Source organism: Streptosporangium saharense (assembly GCF_014203715.1).
GTDB lineage: Bacteria > Actinomycetota > Actinomycetes > Streptosporangiales > Streptosporangiaceae > Streptosporangium > Streptosporangium saharense.
Genome location: NZ_JACHJP010000016.1, coordinates 46,516 through 71,587, shown reverse-complemented (window position 1 = coordinate 71,587; position 25,072 = coordinate 46,516). Strand labels below are relative to the sequence as shown.

General features: G+C 70.8%; 32 protein-coding genes. 17 read left to right on the top strand and 15 right to left on the bottom strand.

The features are described from left to right. The 4 genes from FHS44_RS38900 to FHS44_RS38885 form a co-directional block, all read left to right on the top strand. Positions 1-534 (top strand): type 1 periplasmic-binding domain-containing protein (locus FHS44_RS38900; protein ID WP_184725381.1); only part of this gene is annotated, 534 nt, incomplete at its 5' end. A gap of 635 nt (positions 535-1,169) precedes the next feature. Further along, positions 1,170-1,430: a hypothetical protein gene (locus FHS44_RS38895; protein ID WP_184725379.1), complete on the top strand. Its 261-nt coding sequence runs from the start codon at positions 1,170-1,172 to the stop codon at positions 1,428-1,430. Positions 1,431-1,572: 142 nt separating this feature from the next. Further along, positions 1,573-2,076, top strand: coding sequence for a DUF6010 family protein (locus FHS44_RS38890; RefSeq protein ID WP_184725378.1), 504 nt, complete (start codon positions 1,573-1,575; stop codon positions 2,074-2,076). Positions 2,077-2,166: 90 nt separating this feature from the next. After that, the gene (locus tag FHS44_RS38885; RefSeq protein WP_184725376.1) at positions 2,167-2,313 is read left to right on the top strand and encodes a hypothetical protein; all 147 of its coding nucleotides are present in this window, start codon (positions 2,167-2,169) and stop codon (positions 2,311-2,313) included. A gap of 118 nt (positions 2,314-2,431) precedes the next feature. On the opposite strand, the gene FHS44_RS38880 is transcribed toward FHS44_RS38885, so the two are convergent. The 6 genes from FHS44_RS38880 to FHS44_RS38855 all read right to left on the bottom strand — a co-directional run bounded on the left by FHS44_RS38880 (position 2,432) and on the right by FHS44_RS38855 (position 7,355). Then, positions 2,432-2,809 carry a DUF742 domain-containing protein gene (locus FHS44_RS38880; protein WP_184725374.1) on the bottom strand — a complete coding sequence of 126 codons (378 nt, stop codon included), beginning with the start codon at positions 2,807-2,809 and terminating at the stop codon, positions 2,432-2,434. After that, positions 2,806-3,195: a roadblock/LC7 domain-containing protein gene (locus tag FHS44_RS38875; protein WP_184725372.1), complete on the bottom strand. Its 390-nt coding sequence runs from the start codon at positions 3,193-3,195 to the stop codon at positions 2,806-2,808. The genes FHS44_RS38880 and FHS44_RS38875 overlap by 4 nt, the downstream gene beginning before the upstream one ends. Positions 3,196-3,261: 66 nt before the next feature. After that, positions 3,262-5,478 (bottom strand): sensor histidine kinase, encoded by a 2,217-nt coding sequence (locus FHS44_RS38870; protein ID WP_184725371.1) that lies wholly within the window; start codon positions 5,476-5,478, stop codon positions 3,262-3,264. Positions 5,479-5,621: 143 nt separating this feature from the next. Further along, a complete protein-coding gene (locus FHS44_RS38865; RefSeq protein ID WP_184725369.1) occupies positions 5,622-6,287 on the bottom strand; it encodes a DUF998 domain-containing protein in 666 nt (221 codons plus the stop codon). Between the two features lie 213 nt (positions 6,288-6,500). Continuing rightward, positions 6,501-6,722 carry a hypothetical protein gene (locus FHS44_RS38860; protein WP_184725367.1) on the bottom strand — a complete coding sequence of 74 codons (222 nt, stop codon included), beginning with the start codon at positions 6,720-6,722 and terminating at the stop codon, positions 6,501-6,503. Between the two features lie 174 nt (positions 6,723-6,896). After that, a complete protein-coding gene (locus FHS44_RS38855) occupies positions 6,897-7,355 on the bottom strand; it encodes a MarR family winged helix-turn-helix transcriptional regulator (protein ID WP_312864001.1) in 459 nt (152 codons plus the stop codon). 75 nt (positions 7,356-7,430) lie between these two features. Here FHS44_RS38855 and FHS44_RS38850 point away from each other — a divergent pair, with 75 nt between their 5' ends. After that, positions 7,431-7,940: a VOC family protein gene (locus tag FHS44_RS38850; RefSeq protein ID WP_184725362.1), complete on the top strand. Its 510-nt coding sequence runs from the start codon at positions 7,431-7,433 to the stop codon at positions 7,938-7,940. A gap of 55 nt (positions 7,941-7,995) precedes the next feature. Here the strand turns inward: FHS44_RS38850 and FHS44_RS38845 are convergent, their stop codons facing one another. Next, on the bottom strand, positions 7,996-8,427 hold the full coding sequence (locus FHS44_RS38845) for an RrF2 family transcriptional regulator (RefSeq protein ID WP_184725360.1): 432 nt from the start codon (positions 8,425-8,427) through the stop codon (positions 7,996-7,998). A 120-nt stretch (positions 8,428-8,547) separates the two neighbouring features. Between FHS44_RS38845 and FHS44_RS38840 the strand changes: the two genes are divergently transcribed. Continuing rightward, positions 8,548-8,742 (top strand): hypothetical protein, encoded by a 195-nt coding sequence (locus tag FHS44_RS38840; RefSeq protein ID WP_184725358.1) that lies wholly within the window; start codon positions 8,548-8,550, stop codon positions 8,740-8,742. Positions 8,743-8,766: 24 nt separating this feature from the next. Here the strand turns inward: FHS44_RS38840 and FHS44_RS38835 are convergent, their stop codons facing one another. The 5 genes from FHS44_RS38835 to FHS44_RS38815 form a co-directional block, all read right to left on the bottom strand. Next, positions 8,767-9,630 (bottom strand): bifunctional 5,10-methylenetetrahydrofolate dehydrogenase/5,10-methenyltetrahydrofolate cyclohydrolase, encoded by an 864-nt coding sequence (locus FHS44_RS38835; RefSeq protein ID WP_184725356.1) that lies wholly within the window; start codon positions 9,628-9,630, stop codon positions 8,767-8,769. Then, positions 9,627-10,247 carry a cyclodeaminase/cyclohydrolase family protein gene (locus FHS44_RS38830; RefSeq protein ID WP_184725354.1) on the bottom strand — a complete coding sequence of 207 codons (621 nt, stop codon included), beginning with the start codon at positions 10,245-10,247 and terminating at the stop codon, positions 9,627-9,629. The genes FHS44_RS38835 and FHS44_RS38830 overlap by 4 nt, the downstream gene beginning before the upstream one ends. Before the next feature lie 70 nt (positions 10,248-10,317). Further along, a complete protein-coding gene (locus FHS44_RS38825) occupies positions 10,318-11,247 on the bottom strand; it encodes a DMT family transporter (RefSeq protein ID WP_184725352.1) in 930 nt (309 codons plus the stop codon). A 59-nt stretch (positions 11,248-11,306) separates the two neighbouring features. Next, entirely contained in the window at positions 11,307-12,278 is a 972-nt protein-coding gene (locus tag FHS44_RS38820; protein ID WP_312864000.1) for an asparaginase, read from the bottom strand. Between the two features lie 90 nt (positions 12,279-12,368). Beyond that, on the bottom strand, positions 12,369-13,562 hold the full coding sequence (locus FHS44_RS38815) for a cytochrome P450 (protein WP_312863999.1): 1,194 nt from the start codon (positions 13,560-13,562) through the stop codon (positions 12,369-12,371). A 238-nt stretch (positions 13,563-13,800) separates the two neighbouring features. Between FHS44_RS38815 and FHS44_RS38810 the strand changes: the two genes are divergently transcribed. The 3 genes from FHS44_RS38810 to FHS44_RS42635 all read left to right on the top strand — a co-directional run bounded on the left by FHS44_RS38810 (position 13,801) and on the right by FHS44_RS42635 (position 15,654). Next, positions 13,801-14,430, top strand: coding sequence for a TetR/AcrR family transcriptional regulator (locus tag FHS44_RS38810; protein ID WP_184725348.1), 630 nt, complete (start codon positions 13,801-13,803; stop codon positions 14,428-14,430). Positions 14,431-14,695: 265 nt separating this feature from the next. Continuing rightward, positions 14,696-15,349: a sigma-70 family RNA polymerase sigma factor gene (locus FHS44_RS42160; protein ID WP_312863998.1), complete on the top strand. Its 654-nt coding sequence runs from the start codon at positions 14,696-14,698 to the stop codon at positions 15,347-15,349. Between the two features lie 41 nt (positions 15,350-15,390). Next, the gene (locus FHS44_RS42635; protein ID WP_184725343.1) at positions 15,391-15,654 is read left to right on the top strand and encodes an anti-sigma factor family protein; all 264 of its coding nucleotides are present in this window, start codon (positions 15,391-15,393) and stop codon (positions 15,652-15,654) included. On the opposite strand, the gene FHS44_RS38795 is transcribed toward FHS44_RS42635, so the two are convergent. Next, the gene (locus FHS44_RS38795) at positions 15,595-15,939 is read right to left on the bottom strand and encodes a zf-HC2 domain-containing protein (protein ID WP_184725341.1); all 345 of its coding nucleotides are present in this window, start codon (positions 15,937-15,939) and stop codon (positions 15,595-15,597) included. The two genes, FHS44_RS42635 and FHS44_RS38795, sit on opposite strands and share 60 nt — an antisense overlap. Before the next feature lie 131 nt (positions 15,940-16,070). Between FHS44_RS38795 and FHS44_RS38790 the strand changes: the two genes are divergently transcribed. From FHS44_RS38790 to FHS44_RS38770, 5 genes are read left to right on the top strand one after another with little or no spacing between them, the layout of a single operon-like run. Beyond that, a complete protein-coding gene (locus tag FHS44_RS38790; protein ID WP_184725339.1) occupies positions 16,071-17,294 on the top strand; it encodes a glutamate-cysteine ligase family protein in 1,224 nt (407 codons plus the stop codon). After that, positions 17,291-18,601: an ergothioneine biosynthesis protein EgtB gene (gene egtB / locus FHS44_RS38785; RefSeq protein WP_184725337.1), complete on the top strand. Its 1,311-nt coding sequence runs from the start codon at positions 17,291-17,293 to the stop codon at positions 18,599-18,601. The genes FHS44_RS38790 and egtB overlap by 4 nt, the downstream gene beginning before the upstream one ends. Next, entirely contained in the window at positions 18,602-19,312 is a 711-nt protein-coding gene (gene egtC / locus FHS44_RS38780) for an ergothioneine biosynthesis protein EgtC (RefSeq protein ID WP_184725335.1), read from the top strand. Positions 19,313-19,334: 22 nt separating this feature from the next. Beyond that, positions 19,335-20,315, top strand: a complete 981-nt coding sequence (egtD, locus tag FHS44_RS38775) for an L-histidine N(alpha)-methyltransferase (protein WP_184725333.1) — start codon at positions 19,335-19,337, stop codon at positions 20,313-20,315. A gap of 15 nt (positions 20,316-20,330) precedes the next feature. Then, complete coding sequence (locus FHS44_RS38770) at positions 20,331-21,431, top strand: M20 family metallopeptidase (protein ID WP_184725331.1); 1,101 nt, start codon at positions 20,331-20,333, stop codon at positions 21,429-21,431. Positions 21,432-21,455: 24 nt separating this feature from the next. On the opposite strand, the gene FHS44_RS38765 is transcribed toward FHS44_RS38770, so the two are convergent. Both FHS44_RS38765 and FHS44_RS38760 read right to left on the bottom strand, forming a co-directional pair. Then, the gene (locus FHS44_RS38765) at positions 21,456-22,259 is read right to left on the bottom strand and encodes an MOSC domain-containing protein (RefSeq protein ID WP_312863996.1); all 804 of its coding nucleotides are present in this window, start codon (positions 22,257-22,259) and stop codon (positions 21,456-21,458) included. An 86-nt stretch (positions 22,260-22,345) separates the two neighbouring features. Beyond that, on the bottom strand, positions 22,346-23,206 hold the full coding sequence (locus FHS44_RS38760; protein ID WP_184725329.1) for an oxidoreductase: 861 nt from the start codon (positions 23,204-23,206) through the stop codon (positions 22,346-22,348). Between the two features lie 84 nt (positions 23,207-23,290). Between FHS44_RS38760 and FHS44_RS38755 the strand changes: the two genes are divergently transcribed. The 3 genes from FHS44_RS38755 (at position 23,291) to FHS44_RS40485 (ending at position 25,057) form a co-directional block, all read left to right on the top strand. Next, on the top strand, positions 23,291-24,085 hold the full coding sequence (locus FHS44_RS38755) for a helix-turn-helix domain-containing protein (protein ID WP_184725327.1): 795 nt from the start codon (positions 23,291-23,293) through the stop codon (positions 24,083-24,085). Positions 24,086-24,223: 138 nt separating this feature from the next. After that, on the top strand, positions 24,224-24,742 hold the full coding sequence (locus FHS44_RS38750; RefSeq protein WP_184725325.1) for a P-loop nucleotide/nucleoside kinase family protein: 519 nt from the start codon (positions 24,224-24,226) through the stop codon (positions 24,740-24,742). Between the two features lie 147 nt (positions 24,743-24,889). After that, positions 24,890-25,057, top strand: a complete 168-nt coding sequence (locus FHS44_RS40485; RefSeq protein WP_221461821.1) for a hypothetical protein — start codon at positions 24,890-24,892, stop codon at positions 25,055-25,057. Positions 25,058-25,072 lie beyond the last annotated feature (15 nt).

Genomic DNA, 25,072 nt, shown 5'->3' with positions numbered 1-25,072 from the left:
GGGCTGAGCACGGTACGGCTCGGCCCCGAAGACAACCTGACCAGCGTGGACCTGACGCAGCCGTGGGCACTCCTGTGCGCCGGAGCCTTCGAAGAAGACATCGACACGATCAAACACGCCAGGACGCTGCCCGTACCGCCCCAGGTGGTGTGCGCGGTCGCGGCGGGCGTGCACGAGTTCGGCCAGGCACTCGACGATCCCCGGGGCGTCTACGGCATCGGCCAGTGGTTCCCCGGCACCACACCCGCACCCCACCTCGGCCTGGACGAACCCACCTTCCTGCATACTTACCGGGAACGCGCCGGAGTGCTCCCCGACTACCCGGCCGTCCAAGCGGTGGCCGCCGCGACCATCGCCACCCACTGCGCAACCACCACCGCGACCACCACACGCCAAGCCCTGTGGCAGACCGCCGCCAACCTGGAGACCACCACCCTGTTCGGCGCCTTCAAGATCGACCCCCACACCGGCACCCAACTCGGCCACCAACCAGCCCTCACCCGATGGGACTCCACCGGCCCAACCCCACTCTGAACCAACAGCACCCCCGCACAGCCGTCACCCGCGACAACGACATCGGGTGGGACACCTTCGCGAACGGCGCGAAACTCAGAACGTTCGACTTCCGACCCGTGAACCCGTCATCATGGACAGAGCTTCATACGCCAGGCCGTACCAAAAATGATCAACGCTCTGACCTGCACCTCTGCACTACCGCCGGACTACTGCAGAACCAGTCCGTCTCCCCCTCATCCGGCCCTACCTGACCTGAGACTTTACCCTCGGGTCGCTCATCACCCTGAAGGGTTCGCAACGTGTATCCGGTGGCTTCGGGCATGTCCGTCCTCCCTGTCGCTCATCACCCTGAAGGGTTCGCAACGCCCACACAACGGCGGCGTCTTGGCCGAACGCCTGCCAGTCGCTTATCACCCTGAAGGGTTCGCAACCTTGTAAGGCGTTGAGGGCTGGGCAATGTAGCCACCTGTCGCTCGTCACCCTGAAGGGTTCACAGCTCAGGCTGTTGATCATGGGTTGGTGAGAGCGCGCAAGTCGCTCAGTCTGTTGAAGTGACCGAATACGTCGTGGCCAGTGACCGGGTGGAGACCGTACACGTCCTGCACCGCGACGAGTCCGCCCAGCACCAACGGTGACGACGAGAGCGAGCAGCCATGACCCTCACCGCCCACGCCGCCGCCCGAACCCACATCGGCCATGTCCGCCGCCGCAACGAGGACGCCGCCTACGCGGGAAGCCACCTGTTCGCCGACGCCGTGCCGAACCTGCCCGCCCGCATCTCCCGCTTCCTCGACGGCCGCCCCGAGGGACGCTCCCCAGACCTGACCGCAGGCCGTACCAGCAAAGAATCTCTCCAACCCAACCCTGGCGTTCATCCGTTGGCGGCATCAGACACCGGACACGCGTCGCGATGAGATTCCGTGCGATACCGGGGGCCGCTTCCGAAGTGGCCGCGAGCCGTACGGCCCGCACCTGACGGGAACCTCCCGGGAACCGGAGCCCCGTCGGCGGCGACTGCTGTGGTGAGAGGTGGGCGACGGCGCGGGAGTGTGGGTCGTGGGAGTTCGGATTACCGGGTGGGTGGTCTACGTCGTGGTGGTCATGATGGCGATGACGCACGCCATCGGGGTCGTGGCGCGGGCTGATCTTCTCGTGGCCGCGGCGCTGCCGCTGGGGGTGGTGCTCGTCCTGGCGCTGTGCTGGTTGCCCGGCAGGGTGGAGTTGGCGGCCTGGGGGGCCGTCACCGTGGGGATCCTCGCGCCGACCTACCTCGCCCACGGCGGGGTGGAGTACGCGGCGCTCGCGGTGGTGGTGGCGCTGACCCTGCTGGGGATGTTCCGGTCGCCGTGGTTCCTGGTCGCGGCCTGGGTGCTGCACCCGGTGTGGGACGTCGTGGTGCCCCGCCACCTTGAGCCGCCGCTGACCGACCTTCCCACGGCCTGCGTGCTGTACGACCTGCTGGTCGCGGCCTACCTGGCCTACCGCACCCACCGTGGCCGCCTGACGGCCTTCGGGAGGGGTACGGCCAAGCCCGCCGAGAAGGCGGAAACCCCGGGTTGAGGTTGTCGCGACACTCAGGGGACCAGGAAAGCGGGAACCCCGGGTCGAGGTTGTTGCGTTTTTTGGGGAAAAAGCCTGACCGGAGGGAATTTGTCGCTCAGGGAGCGTTATCTGCTGCACGCCGCTACCGCCGTGGCCATCCTGGCGCTGACCGTCTCCATCGACGGAATGGGCCTGGCCACTCTGCTCTGCGCCGCCACCGTGCTGTTCTTCCTGGTCTGCGCGTTCAGGGCGTAGCCGAAAAGCACCGGGAGGAGCTTTCCCCGTGCCCTCCGACGGTGCACGGGGTCTCCGAAGGTCTCTCCGTCGTACGGGCCGGCCACCCACCCCCGCCGGGCCGTACGCGTGAGAGACGCTACAGCGCCCGCAGGCCGCTGATCACCTCTCGCAGCAGCCCCTCGGCGGGAGAGGTGTTCGCGGGAAGCGGGGAACGCACCAGGATCAACCCCTGGTCGAGCAGGTCTCCGAGGAGGACCTTGATCACGCCGATCGGCAGGCCCGACTCGGAGGCGATCTCGACGATGGGCCTGGTGCGCTTCATCAGGCCGAGCAGGCGCCGGTGCTCGGAGCCCAGGTGCGAGCCCGCCGAGATCACCGAGCCGTTCGCGACCACCATGGACAGCAGGTCGAACGCGGACGAGGACGTCGAGGTCGCGGTCCGCCCGCCGGTCAGCGCGTAGGGACGGACGACGGGCCCGGCCTCCTCGTCGACCCACTCGACGTCGTCGTTCATTGGCCCGCCACCCGAGGTGCGGTGGCCAGGTGCTGGCCGACGCGGGTCACGAGGCGGGCCATCTCGTAGGCGATGAGGCCCACGTCCGCCGCGCCGCTGGTCATGACGGCCAGACAGCTGCCTTGGCCCGCCGAGGTGACGAAGAGGAACGCGGAGTCCATCTCCACCATGGTCTGCCGTACGGCGCCGCCGCCGAACTGCATGCTTGTCCCCTTGGCGAGGCTCTGGAAGCCGGAGGCGACGGCCGAGAGATGGTCGGCGTCCTCCTTGCTCAGACCTCGGGAGGAGGCCATCATCAACCCGTCGTTCGACAGGATCAGCGCGTGGGAGACGTCCGCCACACTCGTGACGAAGTCATCCAGAAGCCAATAAAGCTCACCCGGCACGTGCCTAAACCCCTTCCCCTGTGATGATCACACTCGATGCGGATCCCGGTTCACTGTTCCGGTTCGTCACTCGGCACCGCCGTCCTCGCTCTCGGCGCGTCCGCGCCGCCATCCCGACTGGAAGGAGTTCAGCAGCGCCCGAGCTTCCTCGGGCGAGCGCTCGGTGGCGCCGGAGGTCTGGCCGTTCTCCTGGCGCTGGTCGTCCTGGCGCAGCCCCGGCGAGAGGTTGGCCTGACGGACCCTGCGGGGCAGCCCGGCGCCGCGCCGTACGGACGACTTCCACAGGTCCGCGGGCACCGGCAGCACCGGCTCGGTGAACCGGGCGGGCTCGGTGGGGACCGGAGGAAGCGCGGAGATCGACGGCACGTGCTCGGCCCTGAGCGGCACGACCGGCTCGACGGGCTCGGGGTCTCCCAGGAGGTTCTCGGGGAGCAGGATGACCACCCCGGTCCCGCCGTACGGCGAGGGCCGCAGCGTCACGTTGACGCCGTAGCGCGCGGCGAGCAGGCCGACGACCGCGAAGCCGAGCCGGTCGGTCTCCGACGGGTCGAACTCGGGCGGGCTGGCGAGACGCTCGTTGATGGCGACCCGCTTCTCCGGGGTCATGCCCAGGCCACGGTCCTCGATCTCGATCGCGAACCCGCGGCCGACCAGTTCGCCGCGGATCGACACCTCGCCCCCGGGAGGGGAGAAGACGGTGGCGTTCTCGATGATCTCGGCGAACAGGTGCATCATGTCCGCGACCGCGCTGCCGACCAGGGTCGTGCCCGACATCGGGTAGACCCGCACCCGGGCGTAGTCCTCGACCTGGGCCGCGGCGCCGCGCAGCACGTCCTCCATCAGAACGGAGGAGCGCCACTTACGGCCTGAGGCCCCGCCGGACAGGATGACCAGGCCCTCGGCGTGCCGCCGCATGCGGGTGGTCAGGTGGTCGAGCAGGAAGAGGTTCTCCAGGGCCGCGGGGTCCTCGGCCTGCTTCTGCATCCCGTCGAGCAGCTTGAGCTGACGCTGCAGCAGGGACTGGCTGCGCCGGGCGAGGTTGCGGAAGGACTGGGCGACGCCCTCGCGCAGCTTGGCCTGTTCCACGGCCGACTGCATGGCGCGAAGCTGGACGCTGTCGAAGGCGGCGGCCACGTCGTGGACCTCCGCCGTGCTGCCCAGCGGTTCGAGCGGTGGCGCCTCGATCGCGACGTCCACGGGGTCGCCCCTGCGGAGTTTCTCCATGACGCGGGGCAGGCGCACCTCGGCCACCTCCATGGCGGCCCTGCGCACCCCGGCCAGCTCGCGGGTGAGGCCGCTGCCGACCCGGTAGGAGACCAGCAGCGAGGCGACGACGGCGACGAGGCCGAGCGCGCCCGCGACGCCCGCCCTGGTGAACGTCGCCGCGGCGGACGGGGCCGCCCGGTCGGCCAGAGAGAGGGTAACGGCGGTCAGCGCCCGCTCGTAGACGGCCTCCAGGTCGTCACCCGCGGAGCGCCACTCGGTGGCGGGGATGATCTCCCCCGCCTGGAGGGTCTCCTCAAGGCCGGTGTACCTGGTGTAGATCGTCGAGGTCATCATCCCGGCGAACGGCAGCCGCAGCCTCGGCTCAAGGTCGGGCAGGTTCTGTTCGAGGAGGAAGACCCGGTTGGTCGCGAGCTGGTTGAACAACTGGAGTTCGCTCGCCGACATCGAGCGGTTCATCCCCAGCACGCCGGAGGCCAGCGCCCGCTCGCGGCTCATCAGGTCCTTGGCGTAGCTGATCATGCCGAGGCTGCGTGACTGCTGGAAGAGCGGCAGGTCGTTGTTGAGGCTCATCGTGCTCGACAGCCGGTTCAGCGCGTCGGGCACCAGGGAGAAGTCGCGGGAGAGGCCGACGAGGCCGATCCTGCCGCCGTCCACCTTGACGCGGGTCCCGTCGAGGGCGTTAAGCCGGTTCATCACCTCGTTGAACCGGATGCGCATGTCGGGGGTCATCGCGGACTTGGCCGACTCGGTGTTCGTCCGCTCGCGGAAGCGCTGACGCGCCTGGTTGGTGATGTTCCGCTGTACGGCGAGAGCCGCCCTTGCCGAGTCCGTCCGCGAGGCGAGGTACTCGGCGGAGAGCAGGTGTTCGTGCTGGAGGGAGTTGCTCAGCTCGTCACCGGGTTTGCCGACCGTGTCGTAGAGGGTCGAGACCGTGAGCAGGTTCATCGAGTCGCCGACCGTCACGGTGGCCGCGAATCCCCACAGGGCGAGCAGCGAGACGATCGGGATCGCCAGGAGTGCCGAGATCTTGAACCTGATGGGTCTGCTCGATGCCATGTCACCTCATCGGTTCGGTCCCGGAGCGCCGAAGTGGGGGGCTCCGGACGACCTCTAGATCGCCGACGAGGATAGCACTGAGAAGCCGGTGTATTCGTATCCTATTTGTGACATGTCATGAATTAGTAAAGCAAAGTGACAAGTCAGCCGAGAGCGGCCTGCGACGCGCGGGCGGTGCTCCGCACCCGGCTCAGGTGCGCCAGCCGTACGGCCAGCACCGCGACCAGGGCGATCTCGGCGGCGAGCAGGGCGCGCTCGGCCAGGCCGATGAACACGCGGTCGCCGGGGAGCGCCACGTAGGTGACCACGGCCAGCCCGAACCCGCAGAGCAGCGCCAGCCACTCGACCGGCCTGGCCACCACCTTCCAGCGCTCGTCCTCCCCGAGGCGCGCGACCATCAGCGCGCCCGCGACGGGCAGCGCGACGAAGGCCACCGCAGAGGCGTAACCGTGCACCTGGCCGGGCAGCCAGCCGTCCAGGGTGCTCGCGGAGCCGGGGGCGCCCGCGGGCACGAGCGCCATGACGGTCAGCGCGCCGCTCCACACCGCCAGCAGGCGTTCGACAGCCCTGCCGAGCGGCGCCCTGGCCGCCCGCAGCCCCGCGACCAGCGCGAGGGAGGCGACCGCAAGCGAGATCATGGCCAGCTCGGTCGCGCCGCTGCCCTCGACCGCGGCGTACTCACCGATCGTCAGGGCGAGCGGGTCGGGGTGGGAGGCGGCCGCGAGGACCTGTCCCACGACCATGGCCCCGACGGCCACCGCGATCCCGGCGCAGGCGACCAGCGGGCAGAGCCTTCTCAACGCGAGCATGCTTCCAGACTGACCGAGGCGGGGTCCCTGACACATCCGGCGCCGCCCCTGATCCGACCCTGATGCACCCCTGATCCGTGGACGTTGTGCACAGCCTGTGGACAACCGTTCTGCACAGGCTGTGGAAATCCCATGCCAGCCGAGGGAAGTTTTCCACAGCCCTGTGGACGGAAAGGGCCGTCCCCTCGCGGGACGGCCCCCGGTCCACAGCGCCTACAGCCCGGACGGGTCCCGGCCGACGCTGATCTCCTCGGCGATCCTGCGGATCCCGTGGTCGTCCATGCCCGGCACCCCGACGAGCCTGCCGCGCAGCACGGCCATCACCTGGGAGACCTCGGCCCCCGCGTATCGGACCGCCACCTCGTGGACGGTTCCGAAGAGCGCGCGGTTCGCCTCGTGCTCGCCGTCCGTCCGCGTCAGAGAACTCTCCGCCATCTCCGCTTCCCCCTGTTGAGCCGATCGGTCGGGGGAAACGGTACGACGGACGGCCCCGGGGCGGGGGCGGACCCGGACGGATTCTCCTTCTGTTCCACCCGCCGTCACACCCGTTCCGGTCCCTCACCTCCGAGGCGGGCCGTACGGCACGGCGGGCGTGTCGCCGGGAGTGACTCAGCGGGGGTGCGGGACCCGGTCGGCCAGCACCGCGGCGCAGATCTCGGCGAGGCGTTTGACCTGCTCGGGGTCGATCCGGTCGAACAGGACGCGCCGTACGGCCTCGACGTGGCCGGGGGCGGCGGCGGTGAGCGCGGCGAAGCCGTCGTCGGTCAGCTCGGCCCAGCTCACGCGCCGGTCGGCGGCGCAGGGCACGCGGCGCACCCACCCCCTCTCCTCAAGACGGGAGACCGCGTGTGAGAGCCTGCTCTGCGAGGAGTTGAGCTCGGTGGCCAGGTCGCTCATCCGCAGTGTGCGATCCTTCGCCTCCGACAGCTTCACCAGGATCACGTAGTAGGTGTGCGGCATGCTTGAGTCACGCTGCAGTTGGCGGTCCAGCTCCTCGTGGATGAGCTGTGAGGCTCCCATGAAGGCGCGCCACGCTCGTTGCTCTTCGTCGTCAAGCCATCGGGTCACGGGGCCCACCTTACTTGAACTCTCAAGCATGTGGGGGTAGCGTACTTGAGAGTTCAAGTTTTTGGGGAGGAAACCATGCCGGTCCAGCGGCTCAACCACGCGGTCCTGTTCGTCCGTGACGTCGAACGCAGCGTCGCCTTCTACCGCGAGGCCCTCGACTTCCGGATCGTCATGGGCGGCCAGGGCGCGGCGTTCCTGCAGGCCCCGGGGTCGAGCAACGACCACGACCTCGGCCTGTTCGAGATCGGCGCGCAGGCGGGTCCCTCCGGTGCCGGGCGGACGAGCGTCGGGCTCTACCACCTCGCCTGGGAGGTGGACACCCTCCAGGAACTGGAGCGCATCGCCGTCAAACTCACCGAACTGGACTCCCTCGTCGGCGCCTCCGACCACTCGACCACCAAGGCCCTGTACGCCAAGGACCCCGACGGGATCGAGTTCGAGGTCTCCTGGCTCGTGCCCGCCGACCTGATCACCGAGGAGATCCTGAAGGACCGCAGCCACATCAGGCCCCTCGACCTCGCCAGGGAGAAGGAGCGCTACGGCGCGCAGACCCGGGGCGGGCTCGGCGTCTCCATCCCCGCCTGACCGCCGAGGGATCCGGCACGGAAAGCGGGGTGACGGCGCCCCCGGCGCCCTCTTCTCAGGCCGTCTGCCGTCGTGAGACCTCGGCCCCCTGGGACTCCAGGAGGGTGGCGAGGCTGACGCTGTCCACCACGGCGCCGATGGACGCCTCGACGTCCAGCCAGACCGCGCGCAGCGGAACCGCCTCCCCGAAGTAGACGACGTCGGCCGTCGAGAAGCCCCGCACCGAGGTGAAGCCGCCGCCGACCGCCCGCAGGACGTCGCCGACGAAGATGGTCTCCGCCCTCCTGGCCAGCGTGAAACCGCCCTCGTTGCCCCGCTGGGCGAAGACGAGGTTGGCCCGCCGCAGGTCGGTCAGGATGCCCCTCAGGAAGCTCGGCGGGATCTTCTGGGCGCGGGCCAGCGTCTCCGCGGTCACCGAGACCGGGTCATGGGCCGCGATCACCAGCATCGCGCGTATGGCGTAGTCACTGCGGGCCGTGACGTGCATCCGAAGATCCTCCCGATGGCATGACGACCTCTGGGCGGGGCTCACTAAATCTACTATCTCTATGGGTTAACCATGAATTATCGCCACAGTCAGAAATGACGATCACCGCCGGGAAAATCCGTGACCCACGGGCACGTCACCGCCCACGGTGAGCCGCATGATGGGGAACGGGCGGTGACGGTCACGGCAGGACGACCGTTCGACGACGACCCGGCCTCGACCGCCCCTCTTTCGAACCTGTACGTCAGGTCGGGGCCGTACGGCCTTGCCCGGCCCTTTCCGGTCTGCGGGCCGTACGGCTCGCGGGCCTGCTGACCGGTCGGGGCCGGGCCGTACGGCTCAGGCCAGGGATTCTGCGGCCTGGACCGTGTGGGCGAGGAGGAGGGCGGTGGTCACCGGGCCCACGCCTCCCGGCACCGGGGTCAGCGCCGAGGCCCTGGTCGCCACGGTGGGATCGACGTCGCCCGCGAGGGTGCCGTCCTCGGTCTGGTTCGTGCCCACGTCCACGACGACCGCGCCGGGCCGTACGTGATCGGGGGTGATGAGGCCGATCCGGCCGACGGCGGCGACCAGGACGTCGGCGGCCGAGGTGACGGCGGGCAGGTCGGCGGTCCGGGAGTGGCAGACGGTCACCGTGGCGTCGCGGTCGAGCAGCAGGTGGGCGGCGGGCTTGCCGACCACCGTCGAGCGGCCGACCACGACCGCGTGACGGCCGCTGAGCGGGATCCCGTGGTGGTCGAGAAGCCTGACCACAGCCTCGGCGGTCGCGGGCGCGAAGGCGGGCAGCCCCGAGGCCAGGCGGCCCAGGGAGAGCGGGTTGGCGCCGTCGACGTCCTTGGCGGGGACGATGGACGAGGCCAGGTCCTCCAGCTTGGCGCCCCTGGGCAGCGGGGTCTGCAGGATGATCCCGCTCACCCACTCGTCGGCGCTCAGCGCCTCAAGGCGGTCGCGGATCTCGCCGACCTCCGCGCCGGGGCCGAGATCTGCCACCTCGCACTCGATGCCCACCTTGCCCGCGGCGTTCACGATGGAGCGGACGTACCAGGCGCTGGCCTCGTCGTCGGTCGCCGTGACGACGGCCAGGCGCACCGGGCGTCCCCGCGCGGCGAGGGCCGCCGCCCGTTCCGCGGCGTCGGTCCTGATGGCCGTGGCCAACTCCCGCCCGGTCAACTCCCGCGCCGGGCTTCCCTGGTTCTGGGTCATCGGGCGATCTCCTCGCGGACGGTGGCGGTGATGCTGTCGGTCCTGGTGGTCAGGTCGTCCACCCCGGCCGTCCTCGCCGCCAGTTCCGCGCGGACCTCCTCGTCGCGGATGCCGCCGAGGTTGATCTCGACGTTGACCCTGGCCGTGGTCGCCGCGGCCCTGGCCGCCTCGGCAGCCGCGGCCACGTCGGTGATGACGTTGCGGTTGCCGACGGGGAGGAGCTCCTCGGCCAGTTCGACCAGGCGGCGCGCGAGGTCGATGGTCTCCGCGGGAGGCCCGGCCGCGGCGGCCAGTGCCCGGGCGATCGCCGTGGAGCGGGCCGTACGTTCCTGCTCGGACTCCTTCGGCAGCCGGTAGGCGTCGGTGACCGCGGTGAACGCGGCGGCGTCCTCCTCGGCGAGGCCGAGCGCGCGGTCCCGCAGCGCGTCGGCCTCCGCCAGGACGCGCCCGATCAGTTCCTCGTGCCCGGCCTGCTTGGGGCCGTCGCTGTAGCGGGCGACCATGCCCAGCAGCGCGGCGGCCTGCGCGCCGTGCAGGGCCGCGCTGGCTCCCCCGCCCGGAGCGGGTACCCGGGCCGCCAGGCTCCCAAGGAAGTCATCGATCGTCTGGTCTCGCATCCGCGCCTCCCCGACTCACCCGGGGCGGGTACGCCCCCGGTCCCCGTGGATCACGCAACGGGCTGACACGTTACCGGGACCGTACGGCCCGCACCGAAGACGGGGTGGCGGCACGCGGGCCGCCACGGGAGACGGCGACGCCCGCCAGGCACAGCAGCCCGCCCGCCAGGGTCAGCCAGCCGGGCACCTCGCCGAGCACCGCCCAGGCCATCAGGACCACCAGGGCGGGGACGACGTAGGTGGTCGCGCCCATCTTCCCCGCGGTGGTGCGGGCCAGGGCGTAGGCCCAGGTGGTGAAGGCCAGGGCGGTCGGGAAGACGCCCAGGTAGACGATGTTCAGCGTGGCGGGGAGCGGGGCCGCGGCGACCTGCTCGACCAGTTGCCCGGCGAACGGCAGGCAGACCACGGTGCCGACGAGGCAGCCGAAGGTGGTGACCTGCAGGGCGGAGCCGTACCTGAGGGCGGGCTTCTGGCAGACCACCCCGGCGGCGTACGTCACGGCGGCGAGCAGGCACAGCAGGACACCCAGGACCGAGGCGCGCCCGCCGCCCGACATCGAGACCCCGACCACGACGGCTCCCGCGAAGGAGACCGCCATCCCGGCGAGCAGGCGGCGGGGGAAGCCCTCCCGCAGCACCCAGCCGCCGAGGAGCGCGATGAGCACGGGGCCGATGTTGACGAGCATCGCCGCGGTGCCCGCGTCCACCTCGTGTTCGCCCCAGTTCAGGGCGACCATGTAGAGGCCGAACCACAGCACGCCCGAGCCCAGGATGCCGGGCCAGGCGCCCCGGGAGGGCAGTCCCCCACCGCGCGCGAGCCAGATGACGACGAGCACGACGGAACCGGCGAACAGGCGGCCGAGGGCCAGGGCTCCCGGGCCGAAGTACTGGGCGGCGTCGCGGATGGCGACGAAGGCGGAGGCCCACAGCAGTACGGTGACCCCCGCCGCGGCCAGTGCGCGACGGTCGATCCGGCCGTCCGGCGTCATGGTCTGTTCCATACCCGAACCATAGGATGCGGACATTTCGCCCTACACCTAAGTTTCCCCGCGCGGGAGTGTCAGAGTCTGGCGAACCAGTCGCGTACGGCGTCGACGCCGCCCGTGCCGAGGGCGACCATCAGGGCGACGCGCGCCTTGGCCGGGCTGAGGCCGTACGCGCCGATCGCGCCTGTCTTGGCGGCCAGGCTCGCGCCCAGGCCCAGCTCGTCGAGGGGTGCCCTGCGGGTGCGGGCGCGGGAGGCGACGACGACCGGGATGCCCCAGCCGGTCAGTTCGTCGATCACGGTGAGCAGGCTGACCGGCACGTTCCCCGCGCCGGTTCCCTCGATCACGACGCCCCTGACGCCCGCGTCCACGAGGGCGGTGATCGCCGCGGTGTCCATGCCCGGATAGGTCTTGACCAGGGCGACGTCGGTCTCCGGGTCGCCCGCGACCGTCGGCGGGCGGTGCGGCGGGACCGTGGAGAGCACGACCCGGCCCTCGTGCACGTGGCCGAGCACCGGTTCGGGGGCGGAGGACAGGGCGCACACGCCCGTCGCGTCGGTCATGGTGACCCAGCGGGCGGCGTGCACCTCGTCGTTGGCGCACACGACGGCGCCCGCGCCGCACAGCGCGGGGTCGGCCGCGGCGGCGAGGGAGGAGGCGAGGTTGCGCGGCCCGTCCGGTGACAGCGCGTCGAAGGGCCGGGTCGCGCCGGTCAGGACGATCCCGCCGTGGTGCGCGGCCCGCCCGGCGAGCAGGTCGGTGAGGAAGGCGGTCTCCTCGACGGTGTCGAACCCGTGGGTGATCACGACGCCGTCGAACCCTCGGTCGAGGATGGCCTCGCGGGCTTTGCGGGCCAGGAGCAGCATGGTCGAGGGGGAGGTGTCCCAGCTCGGTTCCGCCTGGACGTCCTCGGCGACCACCTCGGCCGTGAGCGTGCCCGGGGGCAGGGTTTCGAGGAGCCGGGCGCCCGAGGCCACGCCGGGGCTGCGGGGATGGGTCGAGTAGGCGATGGTGTCTCCGGTCGCCAGCAGCAGCACACGTCCCACCGCGCGGTCCCTTCGGTTCGACGGCCGTCCACAGCCTTTATAACCCATGGATAACCCCATATATGGGGTTATCCATGGGTTACCCGGCGTCTACCAGGTCACCGGCAGCCGGTGCACGCCGTAGATGGCCATCGCCGAGCGCATCGGCACCTCCTCCTCGGGTACGGCGAGCCGCAGGCCGGGCAGCCGTTCCAGCAGCGCGGGGATGGCGATGCGCATCTCGTTGCGGGCGAGCTGCTGACCCAGGCACTGGTGGATGCCGTGGCCGAAGGACAGGTGGCCGCCGGCCTGCCGGGAGACGTCGAAGTCGTCGGCCTCCTCGAACCGCTCGGGGTCGCGGTTGGCCGCGGGCAGCGAGAGCGTCACGGTCTCCCCGGCCCTGATGGTCTGGCCCTCGATCTCGACGTCCTCAAGGGCGCCCCTGGTCGTGAAGTCGACGATGGTCAGGTAGCGCAGCAGTTCCTCGGCGGCCCCCGCCGCCAGGGAGGGATCGGCACGCAGCGCCGCCAGCTGCGGGGGGTTGCACAGCAGCGCGTAGGTACCGAGCGCGATCATGTTCGCCGTCGTCTCGTGCCCGGCGACCAGCAGGAGCAGCGCGATGCCCGTGATCTCCTCGTCCGTCAGCTCGTCGCTCTCGGCCAGCCCGCCGAGCAGGTCGTCGGTCGGCTTCGCGCGCTTGCTGAGCACCAGCTCGTGCAGGTAGGAGAACAGGTCGGCCAGGGCCTCGATCTTGCGCTGTTCCGACTCCTCCCGGCTGACGATCACCGCCGAGTCATGCTGGAAGCGGTCGTGGTCGGTGTAGGGGACGCCGAGCAGCTCGCAGATCACCAGCGAGGGGATGGGCAGCGCGAACGCGCTCACCAGGTCGGCGGGCGGCCCCTGGCGCTCCATCTCGTCCAGCCGCTCGGCGACGATCTTCTCGATCCTCGGTTCGAGCTGCCGCATCCTGCGGACCGTGAACTGGCCGGTCAGCAGCCGCCGCAGGCGGGTGTGGTCCGGCGGGTCCATCCGCAGGAAGAACCCGGGAGGCAGCGGGATCGCCCGTTGCTTGATCATGTACGGCAGGGCCGGGTGCTGGAGTTCGATCCGGGTGCTGAATCGGTTGTCGGCGAGGATCGATCGGACGGCCGAGTGGCCGGTCGCCAGCCAGCCGAGATGGCCGTCGGCGTAGGTCATGCGGCGAAGCGGGGCCTCCTGGCGCCAAAGGGACAGCTCAGGGGGTGGATCGAAGGTGTCGTGGCGGGCCACGGTGAGGGTCACGGGGCCGAGATCGGCTTCGTTCACGGCGTACTCCTTCGAAGTGGGACGCGCATGTTCCTCTCCACAAAACCTCAGTGAGCGAAAAATTGCAACACATGAAGTTAAGCGTTCAATGCAGTATTTTTCCGGCGGAAACCGCCCCCCCTCGGGGCAGGCGACGCGCGACCGGGAGGACACACCCTGACCATTGCGCACACAGGTTTGACCACGCCAAAACCAGCGCTTAGCTACGTCAACCTGCGACAACGACTTGAATCGAATCATGACTTCTGCGGACGAGCAGCAGAGCGAGGCGGTCATAGAGTTCGCGACCCGGCTTTTCGCCGCGTTCGGCTATGACGGCACCACCCTGCAGGGGCTGGCAGAGGCCATGGGCTACGACCTCGAATGGCTGCACGACACCTTCGGGGACAAACGCGCGCTCTACCTCGCCGTCATCGAGCGGACCAGCCAGGCCCAGCGAGCCGTCGTCGAGGGCGCGCTGGCGTCGCTGCCCGCCCGGGACGCGGCCGGGGTCTCCGAGGCCATGCACACCCTCGTGGACCGCTATCTGGAGTTGTGCCTGTCCAACCCGCAGATCCCCGCGCTGTGGATGCACCGCTGGCTCGGCGACGCCGCCGACATCCCCGACCTCGAACAGAAGTACGCGGTCCCGATCATCAACATCACCAGGGACGCGCTGCGCTCGGCGGCCAGGGACGGGATCATCGACGGCGGCACCGACCTGGACCTGCTGGTGCGGACGCTGGCCTGGAGCATGTACGGCTTCCTGCACGGCGAGGCCCTCGCCCCGCCCGATCCGCCCGACCCCGACAACCCCAGGACGAAGCCCCGGCTGCGGGCCCACCTCCACCAACTGGTCGATCGCATGCTGGGAATCCCCGACGCATGAGAACGCTTCACGAACAACGGGGAAATTTCGGGAACGTCACGTAATAACGGTGTAACGCATGGCCGTGCCGGGGAACCGTACCCCCTGGACCGCGTCTTTCCGTGCCCCCGCGCTGTCTCCCATGGGAGAAGTGTTGGATCGCCCCTATTTGGGAACCTTCATCTCGCAGTCGGGGGCGCCGCACCGGAGGGAACGGTCCGGACACCTTCTCGTGTCCCCGGGCACGAGAGCGGCGTTGCAGGCGCCCGACCGCAAGGAGGCGATCGTGGAGTCCTTCACGGGCAGCAGGCTCCCCCCGGATGACGTCGTCGTCGCGGCTCTGCGCGCCGGGGACGAGGCGATGTTCGCGGCCCTGCTGGACACGTGGTCGAGGGGCATGCTCTGGCTCGCCCGCTCCCACGTGTCGACCAACGACTCCGCGGAGGAGGTCGTGCAGGACACCTGGCTCGCGGTGATCAGGGGTATCGACGGCTTCGAGGGCCGTTCGTCCGTCAAGACCTGGGTCTACCGCATCCTGGTCAACACCGCCAGGAAGCGGGGGCTGCGCGAGAACCGCACGGTACCGTGGAGCAGCGCCTTCGAACATCGGGCGGAGCCCGTCGCGGAGCGGCCGCTCTTCCAGGGGCCCGACGACCCGTTCCCCGGGCACTGGAAGAACGTCCCCTCGGCCTGGTCGACCCCCGAGGGCGAGGTGCTGGCCGCCGAGGTGCGTGACCTGATCGCGGCGGCCCTGGCCGAACTTCCCCCAAGACAGCGCGCCGTCATCACACTTCGTGATGTCGAGGGGTGCACCTCGGAGGAGGTCTGCGAGATCCTGGAGGTCTCCCCGGCCAACCAGCGGGTTCTGCTGCACCGCGCCCGCGTGGCGGTGCGCGGACGCCTGGAGGATTATTTCGAGACGGCGAGGCGGTCGGCGTAGTGAAATCGGTTCAGTTCAGAGACGGTAAGGCGTTTCACGTCGTGAAGCGGTTCAGTTGCGACGAGTGGGTGGAGCTCGTCACCTCCTATCTGGACGGTGACCTCGACGAACCCACCGGGAACCTGTTCGAGGAGCACCTCGGCGCCTGCGAGAGCTGCGGACACTACCTGCACCAGTTCCGCGTGACCGTCACCGCCCTGGGCACCCTGCGGCCGGAGCCGCTGCCCGATCAGGCGCGGGAACGGCTACTGGCCGCCTTCCGCGACCGGCGGAACTCCAGGATCGAGGAGCGGCGCGGCTCCTGAGCCGGGCACCGACGACAGATGCCGCCGCCCTGACGCCCGCGCCGGGCCGTCCGGGGCGTCGAAGGCCGCGCACAGCCGCGTGAGCACCTCCTGCGGAACGTCACCGCCGCCGAAGGCCCGCAGGACCTCGACCGTCACCCGGACCCGCTCCAGGAGGGCCGGACACAGGGCGCATCCGGTCAGGTGCTCCTCGAAGCGCCGCCGCGTCCCCGCGGGCAGGGCTCCCTCCAGATAACACGTGACGAGCCCGCCGACCTCACGGCAGCCCAGGCTCGCCCGGCTCATCGCAGCCCCCGTTCCATACGGGACAGTGCCACGAACCCCCCAATCCGTTACACATGTCCGATCTCCTCCTGTAACGCCTACGCGCCTCACGGGTCTATAGACCCAAACACATCAGGCGAAAAGGAGAGACGATGACCGGTCTTGTGGCCGAGGACGCGCCGATCCGGAATGCCTCCGATGTGGAGGCCTTCGCGCGGGACTGCTTCCTCGGTGCCACCGGGGACGAGGTGGGGATCGAGCTGGAGTTCCTGGTCTTCGACCGTACGGCCACCGGCGAGCAGGTACCGCTGAACAGGACCGCCGCCGTCCTGCCACCCCTGGACGGCGGAAGCCGGGTGACGTTCGAGCCCGGCGGGCAACTCGAACTGTCGGGACCCGCGGGCCCGCTGTCCGAGGCGATCACCCGGATGCGTGCCGACGTGGACGCCGCGAGCCGGGCACTGCGCGGAGCCGGTCTGGCCCTGGCGGGGGCAGGCCACGATCCCGTACGGCCCGCGAGACGGCAGTTACACCTGCCCCGTTACGACGCGATGGCCGAGTTCCTCGGCCTGCCGTACGGGGCGTTGATGATGTGCTCGACCGCGTCGATCCAGGTCAACCTGGACCTGGGCGACAGACCTTCGGCGCGCTGGGAACGCGCCCACCGGCTCGGCCCGATCCTGCTGGCCGCGTTCGCCAACTCCTCGCTGCGTGAGGGACGGCCGTGCGGGTGGATGTCGGGACGTCAGGAGGTGTGGGAGAACCTCGACCGCACCAGAACCGCCCCCGTCCCGGCCACCGGGGACCCCGTGGCCGACTGGACCTCCTATCTCCTCGACGCCCGGCTGATGCTGGTGCGCGAGGGCGGCCGCTACCGCACGATCCGCGACGGCTCGACCTTCCGCGACTGGCTGGACGCGCCCGTGCCCCCACCGACCCTGGCCGACCTGGCCTACCACGCCACGACGATCTTCCCTCCGGTACGGCCGCGCGGCTGGCTGGAGATCCGCTATCTCGACGCCCAGCACCCGGCGAACTGGCCGGTGTGCGTGGCGGTCACCCACGCCCTGGTCGTTGATGACAGGGCGGCGGACACGGCGCTGGCGGCGGCGGAGCCGTACGCGGGGATGTGGCTTGAGGCGGCCCGCTGCGGCCTCACCGACCCGCGACTGCGCCGGGCGGCCGAGGAGTGCTTCCGCGCCGCGGAGGAGGCACTGCCCAGGCTCGGCGCCGACCGCGCGCTGACCGCGCGGGTCTCCGCCTACACCGACCGTCACGTGACGACCGGGCGACCCCCCGCCTACGACCTGCTGGAGCTCGCCGGAGAACCGGGACCGCGCCTGTCGGCCTGGTTGACGGAGGAAGGACACGCATGAACGACTTCAAGGAGCGCATCGCCGCCGAGTTGACCGCGGTGCGTGGTCGGTCGCTGGCCTACACGGAGGCCGAGGACGACCTGCTGGTCAGGCAGCACTCGCCACTGATGTCGCCGCTGGTGTGGGACCTGGCGCACGTCGGCAACTACGAGGAGCTGTGGGTGTTGCGGGAGGCCGGGGGAATCACCCCGTTGCGTCCAGAGATCGACGACCTGTACGACGCGTTCAAGCACCCCAGGAAAAACCGGCCGAGCCTGCCCATCCTGGGGCCTGTCGAGGCGCGCCGTTACATCGAGGGGGTGCGGGGGCGGGTGCTCGACGTCCTGGACAGGCTCGACCCGGAGAGTTCCGACCCGCTGCACCGGGACGCCTTCGTCTTCGGGCTGGTGATCCAGCACGAGCACCAGCACGACGAGACGATGCTCGCCACCTGGCAGCTCTCCGGGGCCGCGGGCCTGGTCAGGGACGGCGAACTGCCCCCGGGCAAGCCGGGCGGCCCCGAGGAGGTGTTCGTGCCCGCCGGGCCGTTCACGATGGGGACCAGCACGCTGCCGTGGGCCTACGACAACGAGCGGCCCGCGCACCGGGTGGACCTGCCCGCCTACTGGATCGACCGGCTGCCCGTGGGCAACCGGGCCTACGCCGACTTCGTCGAGGACGGCGGCTACGACGACCCGCGCTGGTGGAGCCCGGAGGGGTGGGCCTGGCGGCGGGAGACGGGCGCCTTCGCCCCGCAGTTCTGGACCAGGGACGGCGACACCTGGTGGCGGACCCGCTTCGGCAGGCGGGAGCCGGTCCCCATGGACGAGCCGGTCCAGCACGTGTGCTGGCACGAGGCCGACGCCTACGCCCGCTGGGCGGGCAAGCGGCTGCCGACCGAGGCCGAGTGGGAGAAGGCCTGCGGCTGGGACCCCGAGGCGGAACGGGCCAGGAAGTATCCGTGGGGGGACGCCGATCCCGACCCCGGCCTCGCCAACCTCGGGCACCGGGCGGCGCGTCCCGCCCCTCTCGGCGCCTATCCGGCGGGGGCGAGCTTCTACGGTGCCGAGCAGATGATCGGGGACGTGTGGGAGTGGACCTCCTCGGGGTTCCAGCCCTACCCGGGCTTCAGGAGCTTCCCCTACCGGGAGTACAGCGAGGTCTTCTTCGGCGGCGACTACCGGATGCTGCGCGGCGGCTCGTGGGCGGCCGACCCGGCGGCGGTCCGCACGACGTTCAGGAACTGGGACCACCCCATCCGCAGGCAGATCTTCACGGGCTTCCGGTGTGCCCGGTCAGTGTCGGCAGAGCGTTCGGAGCTGCGGTAGATGTGCCGTCACGCCGCCTGGCTCGGCGCTCCCCGGTCCGTCGCCTCACTGGTCAGCGAGCCGGAGCACGGCCTGCTGCGGCAGTCCTACGCCCCGCGCATGCAGCGCCACGGCCTGATCAACGCCGACGGCTTCGGCATCGGGTGGTACGACGCGGCCCGTGCCGAGCCGGTGCGTTACCGCCGTTCCGTCCCCATGTGGGCGGACGCCAACCTGCCCGCCCTGGCCGAGGTCGCCCGGTCGAGCTGCCTGCTGGCGGCCGTGCGGTCGGCCAGCGTCGGCATGCCGATCGAGGAGAGCGCCACCGCGCCCTTCACCGACGGGGCGTGGCTGCTCAGCCACAACGGCCGCGTCGCCCGTGGCCCCGTCAGGGAGCTCGCGGACGGCGCGGGCGCGGAGAGCACCTGCGACGCCGCCTGGGTCGCCGCCGCCGTTTTCGTACGGCGCCGCGCCGGTCTCACCCTCGGCGACGCCCTGTCCGAGGTCGTCGTCAACGCCGGGACCAAGGACCCCGCGGGGCGGCTGAACCTCCTCGCCAGCGACGGCTCGTCCCTGGCCGCCACCACCTGGGGCGACACGCTCTTCCTCAACCTCGACGACGGCGTGCTCGTCGCCAGCGAGCCGCTCGACGACCGGCCCGGCTGGCAGGCCGTACCGGATCGGAGTCTGGTGCTCGCGTCCTTCGACGGCGTGCGCGTCCAGCCACTGTGACCTGCGACATCAAGGAGTCATCATGCCCGTGAGCCAGTCCGACGTACGCCTGACCAGCCATCTCGGTGACGACTACCTCAGCCAGGCCCTGGAGAACGACGTCCGCGCCGGGTTGTCGTCCGACCCCAAGTGGCTGCCGCCGAAGTGGTTCTACGACGAGACCGGCAGCGAGCTGTTCTCCCAGATCACCCGGCTGCCCGAGTACTACCCGACCCGCAGGGAGCTGTCCATCCTGCGCAGGCACTCCACCGACATCGCCGCCGACAGCGGGGCGGACACGCTGGTCGAGCTGGGTTCGGGGACCAGCGAGAAGACGGTGCTGCTGCTCGACGCCCTGGCCTCGGTGGGGAGGCTGCGCGCCTACACCCCGGTGGACGTGGACGCCGTCACCCTCCGCGACGCCGCCCGGCGCCTGGCGGCCCGCTACCCGGGGACGGAGGTGCACGCGGTCTGCGCCGACTTCGAACGCCACCTGGCGCTGCTGCCGAAGCGGGGGCGGCGGATGGTGGCCTTCCTCGGCGGCACCATCGGCAACCTCGACCCCGAGGCCAGGGCCGTGTTCCTGAAGGAGCTGCGCGACACGCTCTCCCCCGGTGACTCCTTCCTGCTGGGGGCCGACCTGGTGAAGGACACCGGGCGGCTGGTCGCGGCCTACGACGACGCGGCCGGGGTGACCGCGGCCTTCAACAGGAACGTCCTGCACGTGATCAACCACAGGCTGGAGGCCGACTTCGACCCGGACGCCTTCGAGCACGTCGCGCTGTACGACGAGCGCAACGACTGGATCGAGATGCGGCTGCGCGCGAGCCGCGCCATGACCGTGCGGATCGTCGCCCTCGACCTGTCGGTCTCCTTCGAGGAGGGCGAGGAGACCCGGACGGAGATCAGCGCCAAGTTCCGTCCTGAGGGGCTGAACGGGGAGCTGGTCGCGGCCGGGTTCACGCCGGGCCAGACCTACACGGACCCGACGGGGGACTTCACCCTGGTTCTCGCCCACGCGTAGGGGGACGATGAGGCGGTGGACCTCGACTCCCTCCTCGTGACGGCACGGCGATTGCTCGCCGTGCCGTCCACCGCCGACCGCCCCGGTGACCTGCGCGAGGCGCTCGAACTCGTGCTCGGCCTCGTCACCGACGCCTTCACGGTCGAGCGGTTCTTCTCGAACGGCAAGCCGAGCGCGCTCGTCTATTCCGGCTCCCGGCGCCCCCATTTCCGGGTCATCCTCAACGCCCACCTCGACGTGGTGCCCGCGCCGCCGCACCAGTTCCGCCCGCGTCTCGACGGGACCCGGCTGTACGGCAGGGGCGCCCACGACATGAAGGTCTCCGCCCTGGTCGAGGCGCTGGTCTTCCGCGAGCTGGCGGGGGCGCTGCCGTACCCCATCGGGCTGCAGCTCGTCACCGACGAGGAGGTCGGCGGCCTCGACGGCACGGCGCACCAGATCGACCGGGGCGTGAGCGGTGACTTCGTCGTCATCGGCGAGCAGAGTGGGCTGCGGGTCGTGACCGACTCCAAGGGGATGGTCACCGCGAACCTGCGGGCGAGCGGCCGGGGCGCGCACAGCGCCTACCAGTGGCTCGGCGACAACGCGCTGCTCAAGCTGCACCACAGCGTGGGCGCCCTGCTGGAGCGCTACCCCGTGGCGACCGAGGAGGCGTGGCGGACCACGGTGAACGTCGCCAGGATCGAGACGCCCAACCTGGCCCGCAACCAGGTGCCCGACGAGGCGGAGGCGTGGCTGGACATCCGCTTCCCGGCCGGTGACCCCGACCTGGACGGCAGGACCGAGGAGGAGATCACCGCGCACCTGGCGGGCTTCTGCGCCCCCGGCGTCGCGCCCGTCGTCACCCACGTCGCCCCACCGCACCACGCCGACCCAGGGCGGCCAGAGGTGCTCGGGCTCCGGCGAGCGGCCCGCGAGCAGGGCTACGACGGCGATCTGCTGCGCAAGCACGGCGCCGCCGACTGCCGGTTCTACTACCGCAAGGGCATCGACGCCGTCATCTTCGGCATCGGCGGGGACGGGCAGCACGGTCCCGACGAATACGCCGACATCACCACGATCGAGCCCTATCGCAGGGCGCTGCGCGCGTTCCTCACGGGCCTCGCCGACGGCTGAAAGTGACAATCCAGCGATAGATTGTCACCCCAGGAGGACGACGGGATCGCCGACGCGGATCGTGCCCGGGGTTCTCGGGAAGCCGGTCTTGCCGAAGACGACGCGGGGCCTGTCGGTCATGACGGTCCTGAACCCGGCGAGCGTGCGCAGTGGCTCACGGCCCTTGACGCCCGTGGCCTGGTCCACGTTGACGATCACGCAGCGCCCGCAGGGCTTGACCAGCTCGACCTCGACCTCGCCGATCCGCAGCCACCGTACCCCGTCCTCCTCGAACGGCTCGCGCCAGCCGGAGACGACGATGTTCGGCCGGAAGCGGGTCATCGGCACCGGCTCCGCGAGCCGCGTGTTCAGCTCGGCCAGCGACTCCTCGGAGGTGACGAGCAGCGGGAGGGAGTCGGCGTAGCCGCTCTCCCCCACGGCGTCGGCCCAGCCGACCCTGCGGACGTGGTCGTCGGGGAAGCTCACCAGGCGGCAGGGGACGCCGAGCGCCGTGGAGAACCACCCGGCCGCCTCCTCCCCCTGGTCCACGCCCCGGTCGGGGGCCTTGAAGAGGGTGATGTCCCGCGCGGGCCGGTCGCGCCGTACCTCGTGGGTGAGCGGGACCTGGGCGGCCGGGTCGGGGGGCTCGACGCGGAGCTTGTCACCGTCGTAGACCGGCCGCAGCAGCGCCATCCTCGGCACCTCCCGCTGGGACAGGTGGGCCCCCTCCGGGGTGACGAGCATCAGCTCGCGGTCGTGCCGTATCCCCCTGGGGGTGATCTCCGCCTCCCGCAGCGCGGTGCCGCCGCAGCTCTTGAGCGGGTAGACGTTCAGCTCCGTCACGATCACGTGGATCTCCGTGCCGTCATGGCGGCGACCCTACGCGTCCCCGGAAGCGATCAGAAGGTTTCGCCGGTGAATCTCACAGTAAAATGTCAGTCTTTCTGTGAGGCGAGTGCGTTGAGTTCCGCGACCTCCTCCTCGTCCAGCACGAGGTCGGCGGCGGCCACGTTCTCCGCGAGGTGCGCGAGCGAGGAGGTCCCCGGGATGGCCAGCGTCACCGGGGAGCGGGCGAGCAGCCAGGCCAGCATGACCTGCGCGACCGTGGCGCCGTGCCGCTGTGCGATCCGCCCGATCCGCTCGTCGTCGGGCAGCCCGAACCCGCCGAGCGGGAAGAACGGCACGTACGCGATCCCCGCCCGCTCGCACTCGGCCAACAGGTCGAGATCGTCCTGACGCGTCAGGTGGAAGTGGTTCTGCACCGCCACGACCGGCGCGACGTCCCGCACCTGCGCGAGCTGGCCCGCCGTCACGTTGCTGAGCCCGAGGTGCCGGATCAGCCCCTCCTCCCGCAGCCCGGCCAGTACGGCGAAGCGCTCCCCGATCGGCTCGTCCCGCGTCTCCATCAGGCCGACCCGCAGGTAGACCAGGTCGAGCCGGTCCCGCCCGAGCCCGGCGAGGTTCTCCTCGACGGCCGCGCGCAGGTCGCCGGGACCCGCCTCCGAGAGCCACCCCTCGGGACCGCGCCGGGGACCGACCTTGGTCGCGATCACCAGGTCCTCCGAGTAGGGACGCAGCGCCGTCCTGATCAGCTCGTTGGCCGAGAGGTCCCCGTACGCGTAGAACGCGGCGGTGTCGATGTGGTCAACGCCGAGTTCGACGGCCCGGCGCAGCACCGCGAGCGCGGTCTCCCTGTCTCCCGCCGGGCCGTCCCAGCCACGCGCGGGCAGCCGCATCGCCCCGAACCCGAGGCGCGAGACCCGCCTGTCACCGCCGAGCATCCAGTGTTTCGTCATGCTTCGACCCTTCCCCCTCCGGCCCGCCCGGCGCGAGCCGGTGGCAACAAGCTGCCACGCCGTACGGCACGGCAGACTTGGGGGGTGGACCAGGACCAGAACGTGACCCTGCGCGGCGAGCGGGAGCTGACCGAGCGCGCGGGACACCTGCTGCTCGGCGCGCGGCACGAGTTCGCCTGCGCGGCCGGTGACCTGCTGACCTGGAGCCTGCCCGGCATGCGGGCGCGGATCCCGACGGACCACGGCTCGCTGACCGTCCGCAAGCTCTTCGACGTACGGCTCCTCGCCGACGAGGAGGGGCGGCGGCACCTCGACGAGGCCGCCCGCAGGGGTGCCCTGGTGCGGATCTCCACGACGGGCCTGCCGTACGAGACGATCATCGTTGACGGGCGGCTCGCGGTGCTGGCGGGGCCGCCGGGGCCCGGCGAGCGCTCCTACACCGTGGTCCGCTCCCCCGGCGTGGTCGCGAACGTCAACGCGCTGTTCCTCGCCGCCTGGAACGCCGCCGCCGACCTGGCCGAGTTCCGCTCGGCGCCGAATCCCCCGCCCGTACTGGACGAGGAGGGCAGGCGGGTGCTGGCCATGCTCGGCAGCGGGCGCAAGGACGAGGTGGCGGCGCGCGAGCTGGGCCTTTCACTGCGCACCTACCGGCGCCGGGTCGCCGCCCTGATGAGGCTGCTCGACGCCGACTCCCGCTTCGAGGCGGGCCTACGGGCCAGGGAACTCGGCCTCGCTCTCGCCCAGGAGCTGTACGACATGCGGGACAAGCCCGTCCAGCAGATCGCTGATTTGTCCGGGGTGCCGCGCTCAACGGTGTACGGGAACCTGAAGGGCGACACCGTGCCCCGCCAGCCAAAGAAGATCCAGAACAGGGCGTAATCGGGGAGTTGAGATCATGGCAGGGCCTCATTCGGCGGGGATGCGCCAGGGGGCGGCGCCGGGCCGGAAGCTCGTGGCAGGCTGGGCGCAAGAGCGTGGTGACGGGCAGGGGACCGACGGAGTGGCAGGGACAGCGAGATGCGCGAGCCTAGGGTCGGCGGCGGTGACGCCCGGCCGGTGGTGTACTTGCTGGTCGGGCTGACCGGTTCGGGCAAGACCACCTATGCCCGGCAGGTTCTGGAACCGGCCGGGGTGATGCGGCTGTCAGTGGACGAGCTCGTCTATCAGCGTCACGGCCGCTATGGCGTGGACTACCCCGAGCAGGAGTACTTCGCGCGGGAGGCGCCAGCGCTCGCTGAGGTTCGTGAGCGCCTGGCCCAACTGGTGAAGGCCGGGCAGGACGTCGTGGTCGACCATGGGTTGTGGTTGCGGCGCGATCGTGAGGAGTGGAAGAAGCTCATCGAGCAGGCGGGGGGCCGGTGGCGGCTGGTGTACTTCGACGTGCCCCGCCGTGAGCTGCTGCGGCGGCTGGCCGAACGCAATCTGCGCGAGGACGCCGACGCCTTGATGGTGACGCCGGAGGCTCTGGAGGACTTCTACGCCCGGTTCGAGCCCCCAGGAGAGGACGAGGGCGCCGAGGTCCCCTCCGGATGGTGAGCGTCGGCGGTTCAGGATGGTCCTGACCTGGGTGGGCGCCACCGGTCCAGCAGGTCTGCGCAGGCGTGCGGCCACCATGGCGGCGTCGTGGCGAGGTCGACCGGGCGGAAGGGAATCGGCCCGGCGGTGTGGGGCACCGAAACCTCGATGACCGCTGAGGCCGCCCCGCTGCGCACCGCGCCCGCGGGCCGCACCCACGACGGCCGGAGCATCTTCGACTGGTCGACCGACGACCCGCCGCTGCATGCCCGCTTCCGCCTCGAATGGCGGTTCCGCGCCCTACGCCCCCCACACTCCACGAAAGAAGCCAGGTGATCACCGGTGCGGCCC

What these genes read in the sequence shown, in the direction of transcription:
- FHS44_RS38895 (WP_184725379.1), top strand. Translation starts at nt 1,170, where the DNA reads ATGACCCTCACCGCCCACGCCGCCGCCCGAACCCACATCGGCCATGTC.
- FHS44_RS38880 (WP_184725374.1), bottom strand. Translation starts at nt 2,809, where the DNA reads ATGAACGACGACGTCGAGTGGGTCGACGAGGAGGCCGGGCCCGTCGTC.
- FHS44_RS38870 (WP_184725371.1), bottom strand. Translation starts at nt 5,478, where the DNA reads ATGGCATCGAGCAGACCCATCAGGTTCAAGATCTCGGCACTCCTGGCG.
- FHS44_RS38865 (WP_184725369.1), bottom strand. Translation starts at nt 6,287, where the DNA reads ATGCTCGCGTTGAGAAGGCTCTGCCCGCTGGTCGCCTGCGCCGGGATC.
- FHS44_RS38860 (WP_184725367.1), bottom strand. Translation starts at nt 6,722, where the DNA reads ATGGCGGAGAGTTCTCTGACGCGGACGGACGGCGAGCACGAGGCGAAC.
- FHS44_RS38850 (WP_184725362.1), top strand. Translation starts at nt 7,431, where the DNA reads ATGCCGGTCCAGCGGCTCAACCACGCGGTCCTGTTCGTCCGTGACGTC.
- FHS44_RS38845 (WP_184725360.1), bottom strand. Translation starts at nt 8,427, where the DNA reads ATGCACGTCACGGCCCGCAGTGACTACGCCATACGCGCGATGCTGGTG.
- FHS44_RS38835 (WP_184725356.1), bottom strand. Translation starts at nt 9,630, where the DNA reads ATGACCCAGAACCAGGGAAGCCCGGCGCGGGAGTTGACCGGGCGGGAG.
- FHS44_RS38830 (WP_184725354.1), bottom strand. Translation starts at nt 10,247, where the DNA reads ATGCGAGACCAGACGATCGATGACTTCCTTGGGAGCCTGGCGGCCCGG.
- FHS44_RS38825 (WP_184725352.1), bottom strand. Translation starts at nt 11,247, where the DNA reads ATGGAACAGACCATGACGCCGGACGGCCGGATCGACCGTCGCGCACTG.
- FHS44_RS38810 (WP_184725348.1), top strand. Translation starts at nt 13,801, where the DNA reads ATGACTTCTGCGGACGAGCAGCAGAGCGAGGCGGTCATAGAGTTCGCG.
- FHS44_RS38795 (WP_184725341.1), bottom strand. Translation starts at nt 15,939, where the DNA reads ATGAGCCGGGCGAGCCTGGGCTGCCGTGAGGTCGGCGGGCTCGTCACG.
- FHS44_RS38790 (WP_184725339.1), top strand. Translation starts at nt 16,071, where the DNA reads ATGACCGGTCTTGTGGCCGAGGACGCGCCGATCCGGAATGCCTCCGAT.
- egtB (WP_184725337.1), top strand. Translation starts at nt 17,291, where the DNA reads ATGAACGACTTCAAGGAGCGCATCGCCGCCGAGTTGACCGCGGTGCGT.
- egtC (WP_184725335.1), top strand. Translation starts at nt 18,602, where the DNA reads ATGTGCCGTCACGCCGCCTGGCTCGGCGCTCCCCGGTCCGTCGCCTCA.
- egtD (WP_184725333.1), top strand. Translation starts at nt 19,335, where the DNA reads ATGCCCGTGAGCCAGTCCGACGTACGCCTGACCAGCCATCTCGGTGAC.
- FHS44_RS38760 (WP_184725329.1), bottom strand. Translation starts at nt 23,206, where the DNA reads ATGACGAAACACTGGATGCTCGGCGGTGACAGGCGGGTCTCGCGCCTC.
- FHS44_RS38750 (WP_184725325.1), top strand. Translation starts at nt 24,224, where the DNA reads ATGCGCGAGCCTAGGGTCGGCGGCGGTGACGCCCGGCCGGTGGTGTAC.
- FHS44_RS40485 (WP_221461821.1), top strand. Translation starts at nt 24,890, where the DNA reads ATGACCGCTGAGGCCGCCCCGCTGCGCACCGCGCCCGCGGGCCGCACC.